Raw genomic sequence first — 20,028 nt, forward strand, 5'->3', positions numbered from 1 at the left:
CCCGTCGTGCCGCACCGCGCTGATGTGCGGCCCCATGTTGAGGATATTACGATGAGCAACACCTTGCTTGAGAGCGTGGTGAAGAAAAACCGCGCCCGTTTGATCCCCTTTATGCTGGCGCTGTATGTGCTGGCGTTTCTTGACCGCTCGAATATCGGCTTTGCCAAGGAGACCTACCAGCTGGATACCGGTCTCAGCAACGAAGCCTATGCGCTGGGGGCAGGGATTTTCTTTGTGGTGTATGCCTTTCTCGGGGTGCCGGCCAACCTGCTGATGCGCAAATTCGGCGCCAGAAAATGGATTGGCTGCACCACCTTGCTGTGGGGCATTCTTTCCGCGGCGATGGCATGGGCGGATACGGAAGCGAAATTTCTGCTGGTGCGCACTCTGCTTGGCGCCGCCGAAGCGGGCTTCTTCCCGGGGATGATCTACCTGACCTCTCAGTGGTTTCCCCAGCAGAACCGCGCCAGCATTATGGGGCTGTTTTATATGGGCGCGCCGCTGGCGCTGACCCTCGGTTCACCGCTATCCGGCGCCCTACTGGAAATGCACGGTTTTATGGGACATCCCGGCTGGTTCTGGATGTTTATCATTGAAGGGCTGCTGGCCGTCGGCGCGGGATTCTTCACCTTCTTCTGGCTCGATGATACGCCGCAAAATGCGCGTTTCCTGACTTCTGTCGAAAAGCAGGCGTTAATTAGCGAGCTGGCCAGAGAAGAGCAGAAGAAGGTCACCTCGCGGTTGTCCGATGCGCTGCGCAACGGTCGCGTCTGGCAACTGGCCATTATCTACCTGACTATTCAGGTGGCGGTTTACGGTCTGATTTTCTTTCTGCCGACCCAGGTTGCCGCGCTGCTGGGCACCAAAGTCGGGTTCGTAGCCTCGGTGGTGACCGCCATCCCGTGGGTGGCGGCGCTGTTCGGGACCTGGCTGATTCCACGGTACTCCGATCGCACCGGCGAGCGGCGTAATATTGCGGCATTCACCCTGCTGGCGGCGGCCATTGGCATCGCGGTCTCCGGGCTGGTGTCGCCGGTGCTGGCCATTATCGCGCTGTGCGTCGCCGCCGTCGGCGTCATTGCCGTGCAGCCGGTCTTCTGGACCATGCCGACGCAGTTATTGTCCGGCACGGCGCTGGCCGCGGGTATTGGTTTCGTCAACCTGTTTGGCGCCATCGGTGGGTTTCTGGCCCCTATCATTCGGGTTCAGGCCGAAACGATGTTCGGCAATAATTCTGCCGGATTGTTGACGCTCGCCTGCGTGGCGATTGTCGGGGTGGTTATTATCTTTTCACTGCGCGTGAATCGCACGGTGCCACAGGCTGGCAGCGTACAGCATTAATGTAAGGGAGAACTATGAACGCAATTTTATCGAACCCATTTAAAGCGGGATTATTGCAAGGAGAAGCGCAGATTGGCCTGTGGCTGAGCTCGACCTCTTCGTATATGGCTGAGATTGCCGCCACCTCGGGTTACGACTGGCTGCTGATTGACGGCGAACATGCGCCCAATACCATCCAGGACCTTTATCATCAGCTGCAGGCCATCGCACCCTATGCCAGCCAGCCGGTGATTCGCCCGGTGGAGGGCAATCGCAGCCTGATTAAGCAGGTGCTGGATATTGGCGCCAGAACGCTGCTGATCCCGATGGTCGATACCGCCGAACAGGCGCGGGAGATAGTCTCGGCGACCCGCTATCCGCCGCTGGGCACCCGCGGCGTCGGGGCCGGGGTGGCGCGCGCCGCACGCTGGGGACGGGTGGAAAACTATATGGCGCTGGCCAACGATGAGCTGTGCCTGCTGATTCAGGTAGAGAGCAAAACCGCTCTCGACAACCTGGATGCCATCCTCGAAGTGGAGGGTATTGACGGCGTCTTTATCGGCCCGGCTGATTTATCGGCTTCGCTGGGCTACCCGGACAACGCCGGCCATCCGGAAGTGCAGCGCATCATTGAACAGAGTATCCGCCGCATTCGCGCGGCGGGGAAAGCCGCAGGTTTCCTCGCCGTTGACCCGGAAATGGCGCACAACGCGCTGGCGTGGGGGGCAAATTTTGTCGCCGTTGGCGTCGATACCAACCTCTATACCCGGGCGCTGGATACACGGCTGGCGATGTTCAGACCGGTCGCCGAACCGGCGGAAGGAAAGGGGAGCTATTAGTTAAGACTACTGACAAAACGCGCTCTTGAGGAATTGCCCGGTGGCGGCTGCGCCTTACCGGGCCTACGAGGTCGGCAAGGGGGCTGGTAGTCAACCGGGGCAATTTCCGTTCTGAATCCGCCAGCACCAGTAGGCCGGGTCAGGCGTTAGCCGCCACCCGGCACAAACCCGGGCTCCGTATTCAAACCCGGTTTGTCATCAGCCGCATTGGTTTTACTGGTTTCTGGCGCCGATGTCAGGCCAGCGCCTGCGCCAGCAGAGTGATGGGATGTTCACAGCGTTTGCTGGTGGACATCTCGATTTGCCATTTGCAGGTTTCGCAATCGGTGATCGCCAGGTCGGCGCCGCTCTCCTCAATTTGCCGGAACAGCGGTGCGCCGATGGCCTGCGAAGAGGGGTAGTTTTCCGATTTAAACCCGTAGGTACCGGCGATGCCGCAGCACTGTGAATCCAGCACTTCCAGCTGTAAACCCGGGATCAGCCGCAGCAGTTCGAGGGTATACAGCGACCAGCCCATCTTCTCCATATGACACGGCGTGTGATAAACCACCTTCAGCGGCAGCGGCCGAAGCGGCAGGGTACGCCCGGCATCAAGCTGGCGCCAGATCCAGCGAGTTGCCAGTTCAATCCGGTCGCGAAGGTCCTGATTATCGACATCCAGCAGATGCGGGTATTCGTCGCGCAGGGTAAACGTGCAGGTTGATGAGGTGGCAATGACCGGCAGCGGAGTCTCTCGCATGGCGGCGACGTTGCTCTGCGCCTGGCGGCGGGCTTTGGCAAAAAAGCCGTTGGCGATAAGCGGCACGCCGCAGCATTTTTCTTTACTTAACAGCTGTACGCCGGTGCCCATCGCATTCAGCACGCGGATAAGGTCGTGGCCAAGCTGCGGATGGTTGTAGTTGACGTAACAGCCGTGAAAAAAAGCGACCTGTTCACTGAACTGCGCCTGGCGGTCCGCCTGCTGGCGGTAAGCGCGGCGAAAAGTGCCGAAACCATATTTCGGCAGCGTCCGGCGGTGGTCAATCTTTAGCGTCGCATCGAGCAGGCGGCGCACCGGTTTGAGCCCCGTTGCGGCGTTGACCAGCGGGGCAAACGGCGTGGAGAGGGTGCCCATCAGGTCGGTATGGCTGAGGATAGCATCGCGCAGCGTGGGTTTTTGCTGGCTGTACTGCGCCCGTGCCCTTTGGATAATATCGCCAATTTTTACATCAGAGGGACAGGCGACTTCACAGCGCTTGCAGTTAATACAATATTTTAAGGCTTCGTCGTACAGCGCCCCATCTTTCAGCCGCAGGCGCTCACCGTCCGGACCCGCCTGTTTCGGGCCCGGATAGCGGGGATTAACCCGGCTGACCGGGCAGCTGGTCGTACAAACGGTACATTTAATGCAGCTCTCAAAGCGGGTATCGTTCATCGCGTGCCTCCGGCAAGGTCATGAATCTGTTTCGCGACGTGCAGCGCGGTGACCGCGCAAACGCCGCCGCCGCATCCAAGCTGGATGGCATCAAAACCGCCGAGTAGCGAACCGATGGCGAACAGGTTGCCCAGCGGCTGGCCGTCGAGCAGCGGGCGCAGCATCGTATCCGTTTTCAGGCCGAAGCGTTGCCAGGGTTGCGAAGCAAAGAAATCGCGCTGATACCAGTTCTCACGCGGAGTGGTCTGCTGAAGGTCGAGGCCGAGAATGGGTTCCCGAACGCGCGCTTTATCGGCGATCAATCCATTACTGAAGAAACTGCCGCTGGCCAGAACGGCAAAACGGGGACGCAGCGGAACATCGCCGTGCTGCCGGGTCCAGACTTCGTTGACTTTCCCCTCCTGATGGCCGATCCGTGTGACTTCATCGCCAGCCAGCCAGGTACCTCCGGTTCGAATAAAACGACGCTGAAGCTGGTTATGCAGGCGTATGCCGGGAACCGAAGGCGGCAGCGTCGGCAGCAGGCGCAGCGGGCAGGGTAGCTGTTCCTGTAGCCAGCGATACAGCCCGGCGTCATTCAGACCGAAACAGGCGGGCATGATCAGCAGGTCGTGCGCCAGCGCCAGCGGACGTAACGCGGCGAGGAGCGCGGGCCAATGACACTCTTCGTCGAGCATTCTGGCGATATTCACCGCGCGAAATTCGCTCGGGTTATCCCGCAGAACATCCAGTATCGGTAAGTCTATCTCGCTGGCGGTCGCCTTCACCCCCTGCCGGGTGAGCGAGGCGGCGGCCAGATGCGGCTGGAAGTCGGCGAAGCCGCCGATACCCACCACGCCAACGCTACGTGCGGACAGTGGCGCCACGGGAACTTCCAGCGGCGAAAGCCATGTCGGGCGCAGGGTGCCCAGCGGCGTAACGCGTTCATGCGGCTGGCTGGCCGCGCCGCGCATCGCGATCCCGTTGATAGCCAGCAGCGCCTCGGTTTGCGCGGCGTACGCCATCACCCGTTCGGCACCCAGCATCGCGTAGGGATGTTCGGGAAGCTGTTCTGCCAGGCGGTCTATCCCGTGAGCCACATCGCTGACGCGTTCCCCGTCGGGAAGGGCGCAGAGCAGATCCAGCGAAGCGGAGGAAAAGTGCAGCGCGCTTTGACCCCGACTGACGATGACGCAGCGCAGGCCGAACTGATTAAGCGTTAGCCCGCAGAGCAGGCCCGCGAGGCCACCGCCGATAATCACGCTATCAAATTTCATCCTGAGACTCCTTTTGCAGCCCGCACAGTCCGAGGTAGACCCAGCGGGTGAATTCACTTTCCCTGAGCGCATCGCCCCAGGCAATGGGCTGCACGCCTTTCCAGCGTTCGTTTAAAAAATCAGAAAGCTGGGTCAGCGACTGGGCGGGAGTGGTGATGTTAAACCGTTGCAGAAGCCCGGCCGCCCGGCAGGCGCACAGCTCTCCCTGGCAGGTGCCCATGCCGATGCGCGTGCGGCGGCGTAGATCGAGCAGGCTGTTAACCGCTAAGTTTTCCACCGCGTACTGCACTTCTCCGGCGGTCACCATCTCGCATTCACAAATCAAGCTGCGATGCTGGCGGGTATCGCCCAGCCAGGCAGGCGTGCGGTCGCCGTGGCGATAGAGGGCGGAACCGCGCAGCGGCGCGGGTAGCGAGATGATTTTTTTTACCGTGGCTTCGGGGGACTCCGTTGAGCCCGGGAGCGGAGTGTCGGCAGTAGAGCAGGGGACGCTGTTGCCCAGCTTACGGCACACCGCATCCGTGGCCCACTCTGCCATCAAACGGTAGGTCATTAGCTTGCCGCCGGTAATGGTGATAAAGCCCTCCATGCCATCGCGTTTGGCGTGGTCGAGCAGAACGATACCGCGGCTGACGCTGCGTCCGCTGGGATCATCATCGCTGGCCACCAGTGGGCGCACGCCGGAATAGGCGCGCAGCACGCGAGTACGCCCAAGTACCGGAGCCAGCTTTTCCCCCTCCCGCAGCAGCGTGTCGACTTCGGCCGTTGTGACCCGGTTGTCATCAATTTCGTCGTAAGGGATATGTTCCGACGTCGTGCCAATCAGCGAAATGGTATCGCCGGGCACCAGAATATCGGCATCGGCAGGTTTACGGCAGCGGTTGATGACCTGTCGGTTGATACGATGGTCGAGGATCAGCAGCGATCCCTTGGCCGGGAACATGGCGATGCGCAGATCGGCATATTCCGCGATCCGCTGTCCCCAGATCCCGGCAGCATTGACCACAACCCCGGCGTGTAGCGTACGTCTCTCACGATGCTGATGATCATAAAACTCGACCCCGCAAACGCGTTCTCCACGGCGGATGAGCCCGGTCATTTCGCAACCGGTCAGAATGGTCGCGCCATGCTCCCGGGCGTCGAGCATATTGGCCGCCGTCAGGCGAAACGGATCGATGGTGCCATCGGGGACCTGTACGGCGCCAAGCAGGGCCGGATTGACGGTGGGTTCAAGGCGCAGCGCCTCTGCTGGCGACAGCGGCCGGGTTTCGATCCCCGCCTGCTGACAGGCGTTGATAAAGGTTCGTTGCCAGGCCAGATCGTCCTCGGGAAGAGTAATGAAGAGTCCACCGGTCGGTTCAACGCAGTGACGGGCGATGCGGCGCAGAATCCGGTTCTCAGTGATGCACTCGCGGGCCGATTCACTATCGGTGACGGCATAGCGGGCGCCGCTGTGCAGCAGACCGTGATTACGGCCGGTTGCTCCGGTGGCAATATCGTGACGTTCCAGCAGCGTTACCTGCAGCCCGCGGAGCGCGCAGTCCCGCGCAATCCCTGCGCCGGTGGCGCCGCCGCCGATGATAATAACATCGCATTCACGGGTTTCGGCCATCTTCCTGTCCCTCTGCTTTCGTTTTACGCCATTTAGCCATACAAACAGTACGTATTGTTTGATTTCGAGCATATTCGCGCGTAATTCGAGCGTTTTATGTGATTTCATGCTCATAATGGAATGTTTTGTCATATTTTTGTAACAAAGCGTGCGATGTTTCACAGTATCCGGGGCCAGCTTTGCCTACCATCCCGCCTCATCAGAAGTGGGTGATTAGATTAGATTTTTCTTATCGCTGTCAGTAGAGAAGAGATGGCCACGGAGGCTGCTATGTTAACTATTTTTAAACCTGCGCCACACAAAGCGCGTTTGCCCGCGGCGGAAATCGATCCGCTGTACCGTCGACTGCGCTGGCAAATTTTCATCGGTATTTTCTTTGGATACGCTGCTTACTATCTGGTGCGTAAGAACTTTGCTCTGGCTATGCCCTATCTGGTGGAGCAAGGTTTTTCCCGCGGCGATCTGGGTTTCGCCCTCTCCGGTATTTCGATTGCCTATGGATTTTCGAAATTCATCATGGGGTCGGTTTCGGATCGCTCGAATCCGCGCATTTTTCTGCCCGCGGGGCTGATCCTGGCTGCGCTGGTGATGCTGGTGATGGGGTTTGTGCCCTGGGCGACCTCCAGCATTATGGTGATGTTCGTGCTGCTGTTCCTCTGCGGCTGGTTCCAGGGGATGGGCTGGCCGCCGTGCGGGCGGACGATGGTGCACTGGTGGTCGCAGAAAGAACGCGGCGGCATTGTCTCGGTGTGGAACTGCGCGCATAACGTGGGAGGCGGGATCCCACCGCTGCTGTTCCTGCTGGGGATGGCCTGGTTTAACGACTGGCACGCGGCGCTGTATATGCCGGCATTCGGCGCGATTCTGCTGGCGGTGTTTGCCTTCGCGATGATGCGCGATACGCCACAGTCCTGCGGCCTGCCGCCAATTGAAGAGTATAAAAATGACTATCCTGATGATTACAGCGAAGAGCATGAACAGGAGCTGACCGCCAGCCAGATCTTTAAGCAGTATATCCTGCCGAACAAGCTGCTGTGGTATATCGCCGTGGCGAACGTCTTTGTCTATCTGCTGCGCTACGGCATTCTCGACTGGTCGCCAACCTACCTGAAAGAAGTGAAGCACTTTGCGCTGGATAAATCCTCCTGGGCCTACTTCTTATATGAGTATGCGGGGATTCCAGGCACGCTGATTTGCGGCTGGATGTCCGATAAGGTGTTTAGGGGTAATCGCGGAGCCACCGGCGTCTTCTTTATGACGCTGGTGACGATTGCGACCGTGGTCTACTGGCTCAACCCGCCGGGTAATCCGGGTATCGATATGACCTGTATGATTGTGATTGGCTTCCTGATCTATGGCCCGGTGATGCTGATTGGCCTGCATGCCCTGGAACTGGCGCCGAAAAAAGCGGCTGGCACTGCCGCCGGTTTTACCGGTTTGTTTGGCTACCTGGGCGGTTCCGTTGCCGCCAGCGCGATCGTAGGCTATACCGTTGACTTCTTCGGTTGGGACGGCGGTTTCATGGTGATGATCGGCGGCAGCGTGCTGGCGGTTCTGCTGCTGGTGGTGGTGATGATTGGCGAAAAACGCCATCACCAACAACTGAAACAGGCTTAAGGAATGCGCATGAAAACGGTAGCCACAACGTTAATGACGGCGATTTTACTGGCCGGTTCTACTCTGAGCTTCTCCGCCTCTGCGGCGGATAAGCTGGTCATCGCCCACCGCGGCGCCAGCGGCTATCTGCCGGAGCATACGCTGCCGGCAAAAGCGATGGCCTACGCTCAGGGCGCCGATTATCTTGAGCAGGACCTGGTCATGACCAAAGACGATCGGCTGGTGGTGCTCCATGACCACTATCTCGATCGGGTGACCGACGTCGCGGAGCGTTTCCCGCAGCGCGCACGGCAGGATGGGCGCTTCTACGCCATCGACTTTACCCTCGCGGAGATAAAATCACTGCGGTTCAGCGAAGGGTTTGAGCCGAAGGACGGCAAGAATATACAGACCTTCCCTGGCCGCTTCCCGATGGGGAAATCAGACTTCCGCATTCATACTTTTGAAGAGGAGATTGAGTTTGTTCAGGGGCTGAACCATTCAACGGGGAAAAATATCGGAATCTACCCGGAAATTAAGGCGCCGTGGTTCCACCATCAGGAAGGCAAGGATATCGCCGTCAGCGTCCTGCAGGTGCTGAAGAAATACGGGTACACCCGCAAGCAGGATAAGATCTATCTGCAGTGCTTTGATGCTAACGAGCTCAAGCGGATTAAGCATGAGCTGGAGCCGAAGATGGGGATGGACCTGAAGCTGGTGCAGCTGATCGCTTACACCGACTGGAATGAAACCCGGCAACGCCAGGCGGATGGCAAATGGGTTAACTACAGCTATGACTGGATGTTTAAGCCCGGCGCGATGACGCAGATTGCGCAATATGCCGACGGAATTGGTCCGGACTACCATATGCTGGTGGCGGCGAATGCCAGGCCGGGTCAGGTTGCGCTCAACGAGATGGTGAAAGAGGCGCATCGCCAGCGTCTGGTGGTGCACCCGTATACCGTCCGCGCTGACCAGCTACCGGATTATGTCACCGATGTGAATCAGCTGTTTGACCTGCTGTACCACCAGGCTGACGTCGACGGCTTGTTTACCGATTTCCCGGATAAAGCGGTGCAGTTTCTGAAAGCGAAGCACTAAAAAGCCGGGTGGCGCTGCGCCTTGCCCGGCCTGTGAACTGCGGTTTTGTCGGGTAAGCGCAGCGCCACCCGACAAAACTACATCTCGATTTCAATATCGCCTTTCGCCCGGCAGCAGCAGGGCAAAATCTCTCCCGGCTGGATGAACGCCAGCGGTTCGGTCAGCCAGTCAACCTGACCGGAAACCAGCCGCGTGCGGCAGGATCCGCAATAGCCGGCGCGGCACTGATACTCCACGTCGATATTATGTGATTCCAGGGCGGCCAACAGGGAAGGGTGTTCATCCTGACACTCAAGACGAGTGTCAGAGATTTTCAGAAAAATGCGTTTCATCAGAGCTGGAAGTTGCTCAGATCGTCGGCATCGACTTCGGCATCGATCTGGCCAACCAGGTAGGAGCTGACTTCCACTTCCTGCGGCGCAACCTGCACGTTATCGGACACCAGCCAGGTGTTGATCCACGGAATCGGGTTGGAGCGGGTCTGGAAGGGCAGGTCGAGACCCACCGCCTGCATGCGGATATTGGTGATGTATTCCACGTACTGGCAGAGAATATCTTTGTTCAGGCCGATCATTGAACCGTCACGGAACAGGTAGTCCGCCCACTCTTTCTCCTGCTGCGCCGCCAGCACGAACAGATCGTAGCACTCCTGCTTGCACTCTTCGGCAATTTCCGCCATTTCCGGGTCGTCGACGCCGGAGCGCAGCAGATTCAGCATGTGCTGGGTGCCGGTCAGATGCAGCGCTTCGTCACGGGCGATCAGGCGGATGATTTTGGCGTTGCCTTCCATCAGCTTACGCTCGGCGAATGCGAACGAACAGGCGAAGCTGACGTAGAAGCGAATCGCTTCCAGCGCGTTGACGCTCATCAGGCACAGGTAGAGTTTCTTTTTCAGCTCGCGCAGGTTAACGGTGATGGTTTTCCCGTTGACGGTGTGCGTGCCTTCACCCAGCAGATGCCAGTAGCTGGTCAGCTCGATCAGCGTGTCGTAGTAGTGGGAGATACCTTCCGCGCGTTTCTGGATTTGCTCGTTGGTGACGATATCGTCGAAGACCATTGCCGGATCGTTCACGATATTACGGATGATATGGGTGTAGGAGCGCGAGTGAATCGTCTCTGAGAATGCCCAGGTTTCCACCCAGGTTTCCAGTTCCGGAATCGAAATCAGCGGCAGCAGGGCGACGTTCGGGCTACGGCCCTGGATAGAGTCCAGCAGCGTCTGATACTTCAGGTTGCTGATAAAGATATGTTTTTCGTGTTCCGGCAGCGCCTGGTAGTCGATACGGTCGCGGGAGACGTCAACTTCTTCCGGACGCCAGAAGAAGGAGAGCTGTTTTTCGATCAGCTTTTCGAAGATGTCATATTTTTGCTGATCGTAACGGGCGACGTTAACCGGTTGGCCAAAAAACATCGGCTCAAGCAGCTGGTTGTTTTTCGTCTGTGAAAAAGTGGTATATGCCATGAGTGGGGATCCTGTCCTGGAATTATACGCCGGGTGGCGCTTCGCAAACCCGGCCTACAATAGACCGTAGGCCCGGCAAGCAAGGCGCCGCCGGGCAATATTATCAAATCTTACATGCGCCGCTTTCGCAGCCGTCGTCCTGGATGGACGGCGCCAGATCGTCCTGGGCATCCTCCGCGCCATCACGGGTGTTGTGATAGTACAGAGTTTTTACGCCGAATTTATAGGCATTGAGCAAGTCTTTCAGCAACTGCTGCATCGGTACTTTACCCGACTGGAAACGCGTCGGGTCATAGTTGGTGTTGGCCGAAATCGACTGGTCGATAAACTTCTGCATGATACCAACCAGCTGCAGGTAGCCGTCATTGTTCGGCATTTCCCACAGCAGCTCGTAGCTGCCCTGCAGTTTTTCGTAGTCCGGTACCACCTGACGTAGAATGCCGTCTTTCGAGGCTTTAATGCTAACATGTCCGCGCGGCGGCTCAATACCGTTGGTGGCGTTGGAGATCTGCGAAGAGGTCTCTGACGGCATCAGCGCAGAGAGCGTAGAGTTACGCAGGCCGTGCTCTTTAATGGATTCGCGCAGCGCTTCCCAGTCGTAGTGCAGCGGCTCGTTGACGATGGCATCGAGATCTTTTTTATAGGTATCGATCGGCAGCACGCCCTGAGCATAGGTGGTCTCGTTGAACCACGGGCACGCGCCCTGTTCAATGGCCAGCTCGTTTGACGCTTTCAGCAGGTAGTACTGAATAGCTTCAAAGGTTTTATGCGTCAGGTTGTTGGCGCTGCCGTCAGAGTAGCGTTTACCGTGCTTCGCCAGGTAGTAGGCGAAGTTGATCACGCCAATACCCAGCGTACGACGGCCCATCGCGCCGCGTTTAGCCGCCAGAATCGGGTAGTCCTGATAATCCAGCAGCGCGTCCAGCGCACGCACCGCCAGTACCGCCAGCTCTTCCAGCTCGTCGAGGCTTTCAATGGCGCCGAGGTTAAAGGCAGACAGGGTACAGAGCGCGATTTCGCCGTTTTCGTCGTTGACGTCATCCAGCGGTTTGGTCGGCAGCGCGATTTCCAGGCACAGGTTGGACTGGCGAACCGGCGCCACCACCGGGTCAAACGGGCTGTGGGTGTTGCAGTGGTCAACGTTCTGGATGTAGATACGGCCGGTGGAGGCGCGTTCCTGCATCATCAGGGAGAACAGCTCAACCGCTTTGATGCGCTGCTTACGAATGCTGTCGTCTTTTTCGTACAGGGTGTACAGACGTTCGAATTCGTCCTGATCGGCGAAGAAGGCGTCGTACAGGCCCGGGACGTCGGACGGGCTGAACAGGGTAATGTCTTCACCTTTCAGCAGGCGGGTGTACATCAGTTTGTTGATCTGTACGCCGTAGTCCATGTGGCGAACGCGGTTGGCATCGGTACCCCGGTTGTTTTTCAGCACCAGCAGACTTTCGACTTCCAGATGCCACATCGGGTAGAACAGCGTGGCGGCACCGCCGCGTACGCCGCCCTGCGAGCAGGACTTCACCGCGGTCTGGAAGTGCTTATAGAACGGGATACAGCCGGTGTGGAACGCTTCGCCGCCGCGGATCGGGCTGCCCAGCGCACGAATGCGACCGGCGTTAATACCGATACCTGCGCGCTGGGAAACATATTTCACGATGGCGCTGGAGGTGGCGTTGATGGAGTCGAGGCTATCGCCGCACTCGATCAGCACGCAGGAGCTGAACTGACGCGTTGGGGTACGCACGCCGGACATAATCGGCGTCGGCAGCGAGATTTTAAACGTGGAGACGGCATCATAGAAACGTTTGATGTAGTCCAGACGCGTCTCGCGCGGGTAGTTGGAGAACAGGCAGGCGGCAACCAGAATGTAGAGGAACTGGGCGCTCTCGTAAATTTCGCCGGTAACACGGTTCTGGACCAGATATTTGCCTTCCAGCTGCTTAACGGCAGCGTAGGAGAAGCTCATATCGCGATCGTGAACAATGAACGAATCCATCTGCTTGAACTCTTCTTCCGTGTAGTCTTCCAGCAGATGAGTATCGTATTTGCCTTTTTTCACCATCTTCGTGACGTGGTCATACAGCGCTGGCGGCTCAAACTGGCCGTAGGCTTTTTTACGCAGATGGAAGATAGCCAGGCGCGCGGCGAGATACTGGTAATCCGGCGCTTCGCGGGAGATCAGGTCCGCCGCTGCCTTAATGATGGTTTCGTGGATATCGGCAGTTTTGATGCCGTCGTAAAACTGAATGTGAGAGCGCAGTTCTACCTGAGAAATCGAAACGTTATTCAGTCCTTCTGCCGCCCAATCCAGTACACGATGGATTTTATCGAGATTAATGCGCTCGGTGCTACCGTCACGCTTTGTCACCAGCAGACTCTGATTCATGTGGATTATACCTGTCCGTGAGAGAAAATATCCCCCGCTTATCCACAGAACGCCGTTGTGACTAACTCTGTGGATAAATACTATATGTAGGGGGTTGTAGATAAAAGAAACGCTATATGGTGAGTATTTTAGTAAGGATTCTTTTGAGTACAAGGGTTGATTTTGGCGTTAATTTGAGGTTGCGGAAGCGTAATGATCGCTAAGTCCACGCCGCGTAAGGCCTGGCGGAGATGTCAATAAACTGGAAAATAAATATGAAAATTTGATCGAATGCTGATTTCTTCGACGGATGTAAAAATTACGCGGCTTGATGCCGCGCAATCATCAAATAATCATCATATGAAAAACTGCTGACGTTATGCGCTTTTCGCGGTTGTATGCAACATATAGTTAACATCTACCCCCGGTGCCAGCTTGAAGGTATTGGTCAGCGGATTGTAATGCAGGCCGATAATATGCTGCTCTTTCAGAGTAGTCTGATCAACCCAGCCAATCAGCTCCGCCGGCTTAATGAATTTTTTCACGTCATGAGTCCCTTTGGGCACCATTTTCATCACGTATTCAGCGCCGACTACCGCCATCAGCCACGCTTTACCATTGCGGTTAATGGTCGAGAAGAAGACCTGACCGCCGGGCTTCACCAGCCGTGCACAGGCGTGAACCACCGAACGCGGGTCCGGAACATGCTCCAGCATCTCCATGCAGGTCACCACATCGTACTGACCGGCGTGCTTCGCCGCGTGCTCTTCTACCGTCTCCTGGACATAGTCGACCTGAACGCCGCTTTCCAGCGCGTGCAGCTTCGCCACCTGCAGCGGTTCAAAGCCCATGTCGAGCCCGGTTACCGTTGCGCCTTCACGCGCCATGCTCTCGGCAAGGATGCCGCCGCCGCAGCCAACATCGAGTACCTTTTTACCAAACAGGCCGCCAGAACGCTCCGCAATATAGCCAAGACGCAGCGGGTTGATACGATGTAAGGGCTTGAACTCGCCCTCTAAGTCCCACCAGCGCGAGGCGACGGCTTCAAATTTAGCAATTTCATGATGATCAACGTTGTGGGCCACCGGCTGTTTTTCGGCATTCATGGGCGCTTCGACTCCTTTTCTGTTCAGACCGGCGAGTATATCAGGTGACCGACATGAATAAACCGTCTATCCCCATCGCCTTTTGCCGCGACCCGATGACGCGAATCGGAGCGCCTGCGTTTACCGCCACGATGCGGCGCGAAATTCATTGGGTATAGGTTTACCCGTATCACCGTGGCTGTGTTATAATTTGCGACCTTTGAATCCGGGATACAGTAGAGGGATAGCGGTTAGATGAGCGACCTTGCGAGAGAAATTACACCGGTCAACATTGAGGAAGAGCTTAAGAGCTCGTATCTGGATTATGCGATGTCGGTCATTGTTGGCCGTGCGCTGCCGGATGTCCGAGATGGCCTGAAACCGGTACACCGTCGCGTACTTTACGCCATGAACGTATTGGGCAATGACTGGAACAAAGCCTATAAAAAATCCGCCCGTGTCGTTGGTGACGTAATCGGTAAATACCACCCTCATGGTGATACCGCCGTTTATGACACCATTGTACGTATGGCACAGCCATTCTCCTTGCGTTATATGCTGGTCGATGGCCAGGGTAACTTCGGTTCTGTCGATGGCGACTCCGCCGCAGCGATGCGTTATACGGAAATCCGTATGTCGAAAATCGCCCACGAGCTGATGGCCGACCTGGAAAAAGAGACGGTTGATTTCGTTGATAACTATGACGGTACGGAACGTATTCCTGACGTCATGCCGACGAAAATCCCTAACCTGCTGGTGAACGGTTCGTCCGGTATCGCCGTCGGGATGGCAACCAACATTCCGCCGCACAACCTGACGGAAGTGATCAACGGCTGCCTGGCCTATATCGACGATGAAAATATCTCCGTCGAAGGGCTGATGGAGCACATCCCGGGTCCGGACTTCCCGACCGCCGCCATTATTAATGGTCGTCGTGGGATTGAGGAAGCTTACCGCACCGGTCGTGGCAAAATTTATATTCGCGCCCGCGCTGAGGTGGAAACCGATGCGAAGACCGGTCGTGAAACCATCATCGTGCACGAAATTCCGTATCAGGTGAACAAAGCGCGCCTGATCGAGAAAATTGCCGAGCTGGTGAAAGACAAACGCGTTGAAGGCATCAGCGCGCTGCGTGACGAGTCTGATAAAGACGGGATGCGCATCGTGATTGAAGTGAAACGCGATGCGGTGGGCGAAGTGGTGCTTAACAACCTCTACTCCCAGACGCAGCTGCAGGTCTCCTTCGGTATTAACATGGTTGCGCTGCACCATGGTCAGCCGAAGATCATGAACCTGAAAGATATTCTTTCAGCGTTCGTGCGCCACCGCCGCGAAGTGGTGACGCGTCGTACCATTTTCGAACTGCGTAAAGCCCGCGATCGTGCGCATATCCTTGAAGCGCTGGCGATTGCGCTGGCCAACATCGACCCGATCATCGAGCTTATCCGCCGTGCGCCAACGCCTGCGGAAGCGAAAGCTGGCCTGATCGCGCGTCCATGGGATCTGGGCAACGTGGCGGCGATGCTGGAACGTGCCGGTGATGATGCCGCGCGTCCGGAGTGGCTGGAGCCAGAGTTCGGCGTGCGCGACGGTCAATACTATCTGACCGAACAGCAGGCCCAGGCGATCCTGGATCTGCGTCTGCAGAAACTGACCGGGCTTGAGCATGAAAAACTGCTCGATGAATACAAAGAGCTGCTGGAACAGATCGCTGAACTGCTGCATATCCTCGGCAGCGCCGACCGTCTGATGGAAGTGATTCGTGAAGAGCTGGAAGCCATGCGCGAACAGTTCGGCGACGCGCGTCGTACCGAAATCACCGCCAACACCGCGGATATCAACATCGAAGATCTGATCAACCAGGAAGATGTGGTGGTCACCCTGTCTCACCAGGGCTATGTGAAGTATCAGCCGCTAACCGACTATGAGGCACAGCGTCGCGGTGGCAAAGGTAAATCGGCCGCACGTATTAAAGAAGAAGACTTTATCGACCGCCTGCTGGTGGCCAATACCCATGACACGATCCTCTGCTTCTCCAGCCGTGGCCGCCTGTACTGGATGAAGGTCTATCAGCTGCCGGAAGCCAGCCGTGGTGCGCGCGGGCGTCCAATCGTCAACCTGTTGCCGCTGGAAGCTAACGAACGCATTACCGCTATTCTGCCGGTACGCGAATACGAAGAAGGCGTGAACGTCTTTATGGCGACCGCCAGCGGTACCGTGAAGAAAACCGCGCTGACTGAGTTCAGCCGTCCACGTTCTGCCGGGATCATCGCGGTGAACCTGAACGAAGGCGACGAGCTGATTGGCGTTGACCTGACCAACGGTAATGATGAAGCGATGCTGTTCTCAGCCGCCGGTAAAGTGGTGCGCTTTAAAGAGAGCGCGGTCCGTGCCATGGGCCGTACCGCTACCGGCGTTCGCGGCATCAAGCTGGCGGGTGACGATAAAGTGGTTTCGCTGATCATTCCACGCGGCGAAGGCGCTATCCTGACCGTCACGCAGAATGGTTACGGTAAACGTACGGCGGCGGCAGAGTATCCGACTAAGTCCCGTGCAACGCAGGGCGTGATCTCCATTAAGGTCACCGAGCGTAACGGTTCCGTGGTCGGCGCTGTGCAGGTCGATGATTGCGATCAGATCATGATGATCACCGATGCCGGCACCCTGGTGCGTACGCGCGTGTCGGAAGTCAGCATCGTCGGTCGTAACACGCAGGGCGTTATTCTGATCCGTACCGCGGAAGATGAAAACGTCGTAGGCCTGCAGCGCGTAGCCGAGCCGGTTGATGACGAAGAGCTGGATGCCATCGACGGCAGCGTAGCGGAAGGCGACGACGAGATCGCGCCGGAAACTGACGCTGACGCCGATGATGACGCTGTCGAAGATGAAGAATAATCTGCGCTAGTGATGCGAAAAGGGCCGGGAGAGACTCCGGCCCTTTTTATTTGTACGCTGCGCCTTTATCCGAGGCGAAATCCAGAGAGTATAACGTTGCGACGAAACGTGTTTACCGCTACCTTAACCCCATTCTGTTGAGTCCCTGACGGCCGAGTATCGCCCCATTGAAATATCTTGCCTCTTTTCATACCACGCTAAAGGTTTCACGCTACCTGTTCAGAGCGCTGGCGGTACTGCTCTGGATGCTGATCGCTTTCGTTTCCGTGTTCTATATCGTCAACGCCCTGCATGACAGAGAGTCGGAGATCCGCCAGGAATTTAACCTCAATGCCGATCAGGCGCAGCGCTATATTCAGCGAACCGCGGATGTGATTAAAGAGCTGAAATACGTGGCCGGCAACCGTCCGACCAGCGGCGACGAGGGCGGGGCGACTCCCGCTCCGGGCGGCAATATCGCCGTTCCTGATTTTGAACCGCTGTACCCTGATTCTGATTGCGGGACAATGGGCGCGACCTGGCGCAACTCCCTGCAGTCGCTGGCGTGGTTTATGCGCTACTGGCGCGATAACTTTTCCGCGGCCTATGACCTCAACCGCATCTTTCTCATTGGCAGCGATAATTTGTGTATGGCCAACTTTGGCCTGCGGGAGATGCCGCTGGAGCGCGATCAGGCGCTGAAAGTGCTGCACCAGCGTATTGAGCAGTACCGCGATGCGCCGCAAAACGAGCGCGGCAACAACCTGTTCTGGATAAGCCAGGGCGTGCGTCCGGGCGTGGGCTATTTTTACGCCCTGACGCCGGTTTATATGGCAAACCGCCTGCAGGCGTTGCTGGGTATTGAGCAGACCATTCGTATGGAGAGCTTCTTTACGCCGGGCAGTCTGCCAATGAGCGTCACGATTCTCGACGACAACGGACAGCCGCTTATTTCTCTTGCCGGGCAGGATAACAAAATCAAGAGCGAAGCCCGCTGGATGCAGGAGCGGATCTGGTTTGGCTACACCTCGGGTTTCCGCGAGCTGGCGCTGAAGAAGAGTCTGCCGCCGTCGTCGTTAAGCATCGTCTATTCCGTGTCGGTCGATCAGGTGCTCGAACGTATCCGGATGCTGATTATCAACGCGATTGTCCTGAATATCCTCACCGGGGTGATTCTGTTTGCCCTGGCGCGGATGTATGAGCGGCGGATCTTTATCCCGGCGGAGAATGATGCCCAGCGGCTGGAAGAGCATGAGCAGTTCAACCGTAAAATCGTCGCATCGGCGCCGGTGGGGATTTGTATTCTGCGCACCCTCGATGGCACCAATATTCTGAGCAACGAACTGGCGCACAACTACCTCAATATGCTGACCCATGAGGATCGGCAGCGGTTAACGCAGATTATTTGCGGCCAGCAGGTCAACTTTGTGGATGTGTTGACCAGCAACAACACCAACCTGCAGATTAGCTTCGTCCATTCGCGCTATCGCAATGAAAACGTCGCGATTTGCGTGCTGGTGGACGTCAGCGCCCGCGTCAAGATGGAGGAGTCGTTGCAGGAGATGGCGCAGGCTGCGGAGCAGGCCAGCCAGTCGAAATCGATGTTCCTCGCCACCGTCAGCCACGAGCTGCGAACGCCGCTGTACGGAATAATCGGTAACCTTGACCTGTTGCAAACCAAAGAGCTGCCGAAGGGCGTCGACAGGCTGGTCACGGCGATGAATAACTCCTCGAGCCTGCTGCTGAAAATCATCAGCGATATCCTCGACTTCTCGAAAATCGAATCCGAGCAGCTGAAAATCGAACCCGGTGAGTTTTCGCCGCGTGAGGTGATGAACCATATCTCGGCCAACTATTTACCGCTGGTGGTGCGTAAACAGCTGGGGCTCTACTGCTTTATCGAGCCTGACGTTCCGCAGCTGATGTCCGGCGACCCGATGCGTTTGCAGCAGGTCATCTCTAACCTGTTGAGCAACGCCATTAAGTTTACCGACACCGGCTGCATCGTCCTGCACGTGCAGTGCGCCGGGGATTACCTGCAAATTAGCGTGCGCGATACTGGCGAAGGGATCCCGGCAAAAGAGGTGGTGCGCCTGTTTGACCCGTTCTTCCAGGTGGGGACCGGCGTGCAGCGCAACTTCCAGGGGACCGGTCTGGGGCTGGCGATATGTGAAAAGCTCATCAGCATGATGGACGGCGATATTGCCGTCGAAACCGAACCGGGAATGGGCAGTCGCTTTACCATTCGTATTCCGCTGTACGGCGTGCAAAACCGCTCGCCGCTGGTGATTGATGGCCTGGCGGGTACGTGTTGCTGGCTGGCGATCCGCAACGCCTCCCTGGCGCTGTTTGTCGAGTCGCTACTCACCTGTCACGGTCTTCACTGCCAAATCTATGACGGCCAACGGCCCGGCGCAGATGATATTTTGCTGACTGATGATGAGCCGGACGCGCGCTGGCAGGGGAGTGCGGCGGTGATTTTCTGTCGTCGTCATATCGGTATTCCGCTGGAACGCACGCCTGGCGTGTGGATACACAGCGTGACGACACCGCACGAACTGCTGCCGCTGCTGGGACGTATCTTGCGGATTGCGGTGACGACCACCGAACACGGCCCGGCGCTCGCCGCTCCGGAAACGCAGGTCGCCAGCAATGACGATATGATGATCCTGGTGGTGGACGATCATCCGATTAACCGCCGGCTGCTGGCCGACCAGCTTGGCTCGCTGGGCTATCAGTGCGTGACGGCAAACGATGGGGTCGATGCGCTGGGCGTGCTGAGCAAACAGCATATCGATATCGTGCTGAGCGATGTCAACATGCCGAATATGGATGGCTATCGCCTGACGCAACGTATCCGCGAGCTGGGAATGACCCTGCCGGTCATCGGGGTGACCGCCAACGCGCTGGCTGAGGAGAAACAGCGCTGCCTGGAGTCGGGTATGGATAACTGTCTGTCGAAACCGGTGACGCTCGATATTATCAAGCAGACGCTGGCGATCTACGCCGCGCGGGTGCGCAAAGAACGTCAGGAAAGGGAGTAGGGCAGGGAAGCGGTGGTGGACTTGCCCGGAGAAGGCGCAGAGCCGTTATCCGGGCAG

13 protein-coding genes are annotated in these 20,028 nt (G+C 57.4%); 6 read left to right on the forward strand and 7 right to left on the reverse strand.

Annotated features, from left to right (window positions below):
* Positions 1 to 51: 51 nt before the first annotated feature.
* Positions 52 to 1,341 (forward strand): MFS transporter, encoded by a 1,290-nt coding sequence (locus DSD31_RS07635; RefSeq protein ID WP_015583813.1) that lies wholly within the window; start codon positions 52 to 54, stop codon positions 1,339 to 1,341.
* Between the two features lie 14 nt (positions 1,342 to 1,355).
* Positions 1,356 to 2,159, forward strand: coding sequence for a 2-keto-3-deoxy-L-rhamnonate aldolase (yfaU, locus tag DSD31_RS07640; protein ID WP_015583814.1), 804 nt, complete (start codon positions 1,356 to 1,358; stop codon positions 2,157 to 2,159).
* Between the two features lie 235 nt (positions 2,160 to 2,394).
* On the opposite strand, the gene glpC is transcribed toward yfaU, so the two are convergent.
* The 3 genes from glpC to glpA are packed head-to-tail and all read right to left on the reverse strand — an operon-like array spanning position 2,395 to position 6,441.
* Positions 2,395 to 3,573 carry an anaerobic glycerol-3-phosphate dehydrogenase subunit GlpC gene (gene glpC / locus DSD31_RS07645; RefSeq protein ID WP_015583815.1) on the reverse strand — a complete coding sequence of 393 codons (1,179 nt, stop codon included), beginning with the start codon at positions 3,571 to 3,573 and terminating at the stop codon, positions 2,395 to 2,397.
* Entirely contained in the window at positions 3,570 to 4,829 is a 1,260-nt protein-coding gene (gene glpB, locus DSD31_RS07650; protein WP_015583816.1) for a glycerol-3-phosphate dehydrogenase subunit GlpB, read from the reverse strand. The genes glpC and glpB overlap by 4 nt, the downstream gene beginning before the upstream one ends.
* On the reverse strand, positions 4,819 to 6,441 hold the full coding sequence (gene glpA, locus DSD31_RS07655; protein ID WP_048023213.1) for an anaerobic glycerol-3-phosphate dehydrogenase subunit A: 1,623 nt from the start codon (positions 6,439 to 6,441) through the stop codon (positions 4,819 to 4,821). The genes glpB and glpA overlap by 11 nt, the downstream gene beginning before the upstream one ends.
* A 270-nt stretch (positions 6,442 to 6,711) precedes the next feature.
* Here glpA and glpT point away from each other — a divergent pair, with 270 nt between their 5' ends.
* Together glpT and glpQ are read left to right on the forward strand one after the other, a co-directional pair.
* Entirely contained in the window at positions 6,712 to 8,058 is a 1,347-nt protein-coding gene (gene glpT / locus DSD31_RS07660; protein ID WP_004864901.1) for a glycerol-3-phosphate transporter, read from the forward strand.
* Positions 8,059 to 8,067: 9 nt separating this feature from the next.
* On the forward strand, positions 8,068 to 9,138 hold the full coding sequence (gene glpQ, locus DSD31_RS07665; RefSeq protein ID WP_004864899.1) for a glycerophosphodiester phosphodiesterase: 1,071 nt from the start codon (positions 8,068 to 8,070) through the stop codon (positions 9,136 to 9,138).
* 77 nt (positions 9,139 to 9,215) lie between these two features.
* Here the strand turns inward: glpQ and yfaE are convergent, their stop codons facing one another.
* The 4 genes from yfaE to ubiG form a co-directional block, all read right to left on the reverse strand.
* Positions 9,216 to 9,470: a class I ribonucleotide reductase maintenance protein YfaE gene (gene yfaE / locus DSD31_RS07670; protein ID WP_004201692.1), complete on the reverse strand. Its 255-nt coding sequence runs from the start codon at positions 9,468 to 9,470 to the stop codon at positions 9,216 to 9,218.
* Positions 9,470 to 10,600, reverse strand: coding sequence for a class Ia ribonucleoside-diphosphate reductase subunit beta (nrdB, locus tag DSD31_RS07675; protein WP_015583818.1), 1,131 nt, complete (start codon positions 10,598 to 10,600; stop codon positions 9,470 to 9,472). Before nrdB ends, yfaE begins: the two co-directional genes overlap by 1 nt.
* Before the next feature lie 103 nt (positions 10,601 to 10,703).
* A complete protein-coding gene (gene nrdA, locus DSD31_RS07680) occupies positions 10,704 to 12,989 on the reverse strand; it encodes a class 1a ribonucleoside-diphosphate reductase subunit alpha (protein WP_004864894.1) in 2,286 nt (761 codons plus the stop codon).
* Positions 12,990 to 13,345: 356 nt separating this feature from the next.
* Positions 13,346 to 14,074: a bifunctional 2-polyprenyl-6-hydroxyphenol methylase/3-demethylubiquinol 3-O-methyltransferase UbiG gene (gene ubiG / locus DSD31_RS07690; RefSeq protein ID WP_004864892.1), complete on the reverse strand. Its 729-nt coding sequence runs from the start codon at positions 14,072 to 14,074 to the stop codon at positions 13,346 to 13,348.
* 234 nt (positions 14,075 to 14,308) lie between these two features.
* Between ubiG and gyrA the strand changes: the two genes are divergently transcribed.
* Both gyrA and rcsC read left to right on the forward strand, forming a co-directional pair.
* On the forward strand, positions 14,309 to 16,948 hold the full coding sequence (gene gyrA, locus DSD31_RS07695; protein ID WP_004864890.1) for a DNA topoisomerase (ATP-hydrolyzing) subunit A: 2,640 nt from the start codon (positions 14,309 to 14,311) through the stop codon (positions 16,946 to 16,948).
* Positions 16,949 to 17,115: 167 nt separating this feature from the next.
* Complete coding sequence (rcsC, locus tag DSD31_RS07700; protein WP_097357955.1) at positions 17,116 to 19,971, forward strand: two-component system sensor histidine kinase RcsC; 2,856 nt, start codon at positions 17,116 to 17,118, stop codon at positions 19,969 to 19,971.
* Positions 19,972 to 20,028: the final 57 nt, after the last annotated feature.

The organism is Klebsiella sp. X13 (genome assembly GCF_003323835.1).
GTDB classification, from domain to species: domain Bacteria; phylum Pseudomonadota; class Gammaproteobacteria; order Enterobacterales; family Enterobacteriaceae; genus Klebsiella; species Klebsiella ornithinolytica.

Bases quoted from the DNA above. Each gene is read 5' to 3' on its own strand.
- glpA (WP_048023213.1), bottom strand. From the start codon at position 6,441: ATGGCCGAAACCCGTGAATGCGATGTTATTATCATCGGCGGCGGCGCC.
- DSD31_RS07635 (WP_015583813.1), top strand. From the start codon at position 52: ATGAGCAACACCTTGCTTGAGAGCGTGGTGAAGAAAAACCGCGCCCGT.
- glpT (WP_004864901.1), top strand. From the start codon at position 6,712: ATGTTAACTATTTTTAAACCTGCGCCACACAAAGCGCGTTTGCCCGCG.
- glpB (WP_015583816.1), bottom strand. From the start codon at position 4,829: ATGAAATTTGATAGCGTGATTATCGGCGGTGGCCTCGCGGGCCTGCTC.
- ubiG (WP_004864892.1), bottom strand. From the start codon at position 14,074: ATGAATGCCGAAAAACAGCCGGTGGCCCACAACGTTGATCATCATGAA.
- gyrA (WP_004864890.1), top strand. From the start codon at position 14,309: ATGAGCGACCTTGCGAGAGAAATTACACCGGTCAACATTGAGGAAGAG.
- glpC (WP_015583815.1), bottom strand. From the start codon at position 3,573: ATGAACGATACCCGCTTTGAGAGCTGCATTAAATGTACCGTTTGTACG.
- nrdB (WP_015583818.1), bottom strand. From the start codon at position 10,600: ATGGCATATACCACTTTTTCACAGACGAAAAACAACCAGCTGCTTGAG.
- glpQ (WP_004864899.1), top strand. From the start codon at position 8,068: ATGAAAACGGTAGCCACAACGTTAATGACGGCGATTTTACTGGCCGGT.
- yfaU (WP_015583814.1), top strand. From the start codon at position 1,356: ATGAACGCAATTTTATCGAACCCATTTAAAGCGGGATTATTGCAAGGA.
- yfaE (WP_004201692.1), bottom strand. From the start codon at position 9,470: ATGAAACGCATTTTTCTGAAAATCTCTGACACTCGTCTTGAGTGTCAG.
- nrdA (WP_004864894.1), bottom strand. From the start codon at position 12,989: ATGAATCAGAGTCTGCTGGTGACAAAGCGTGACGGTAGCACCGAGCGC.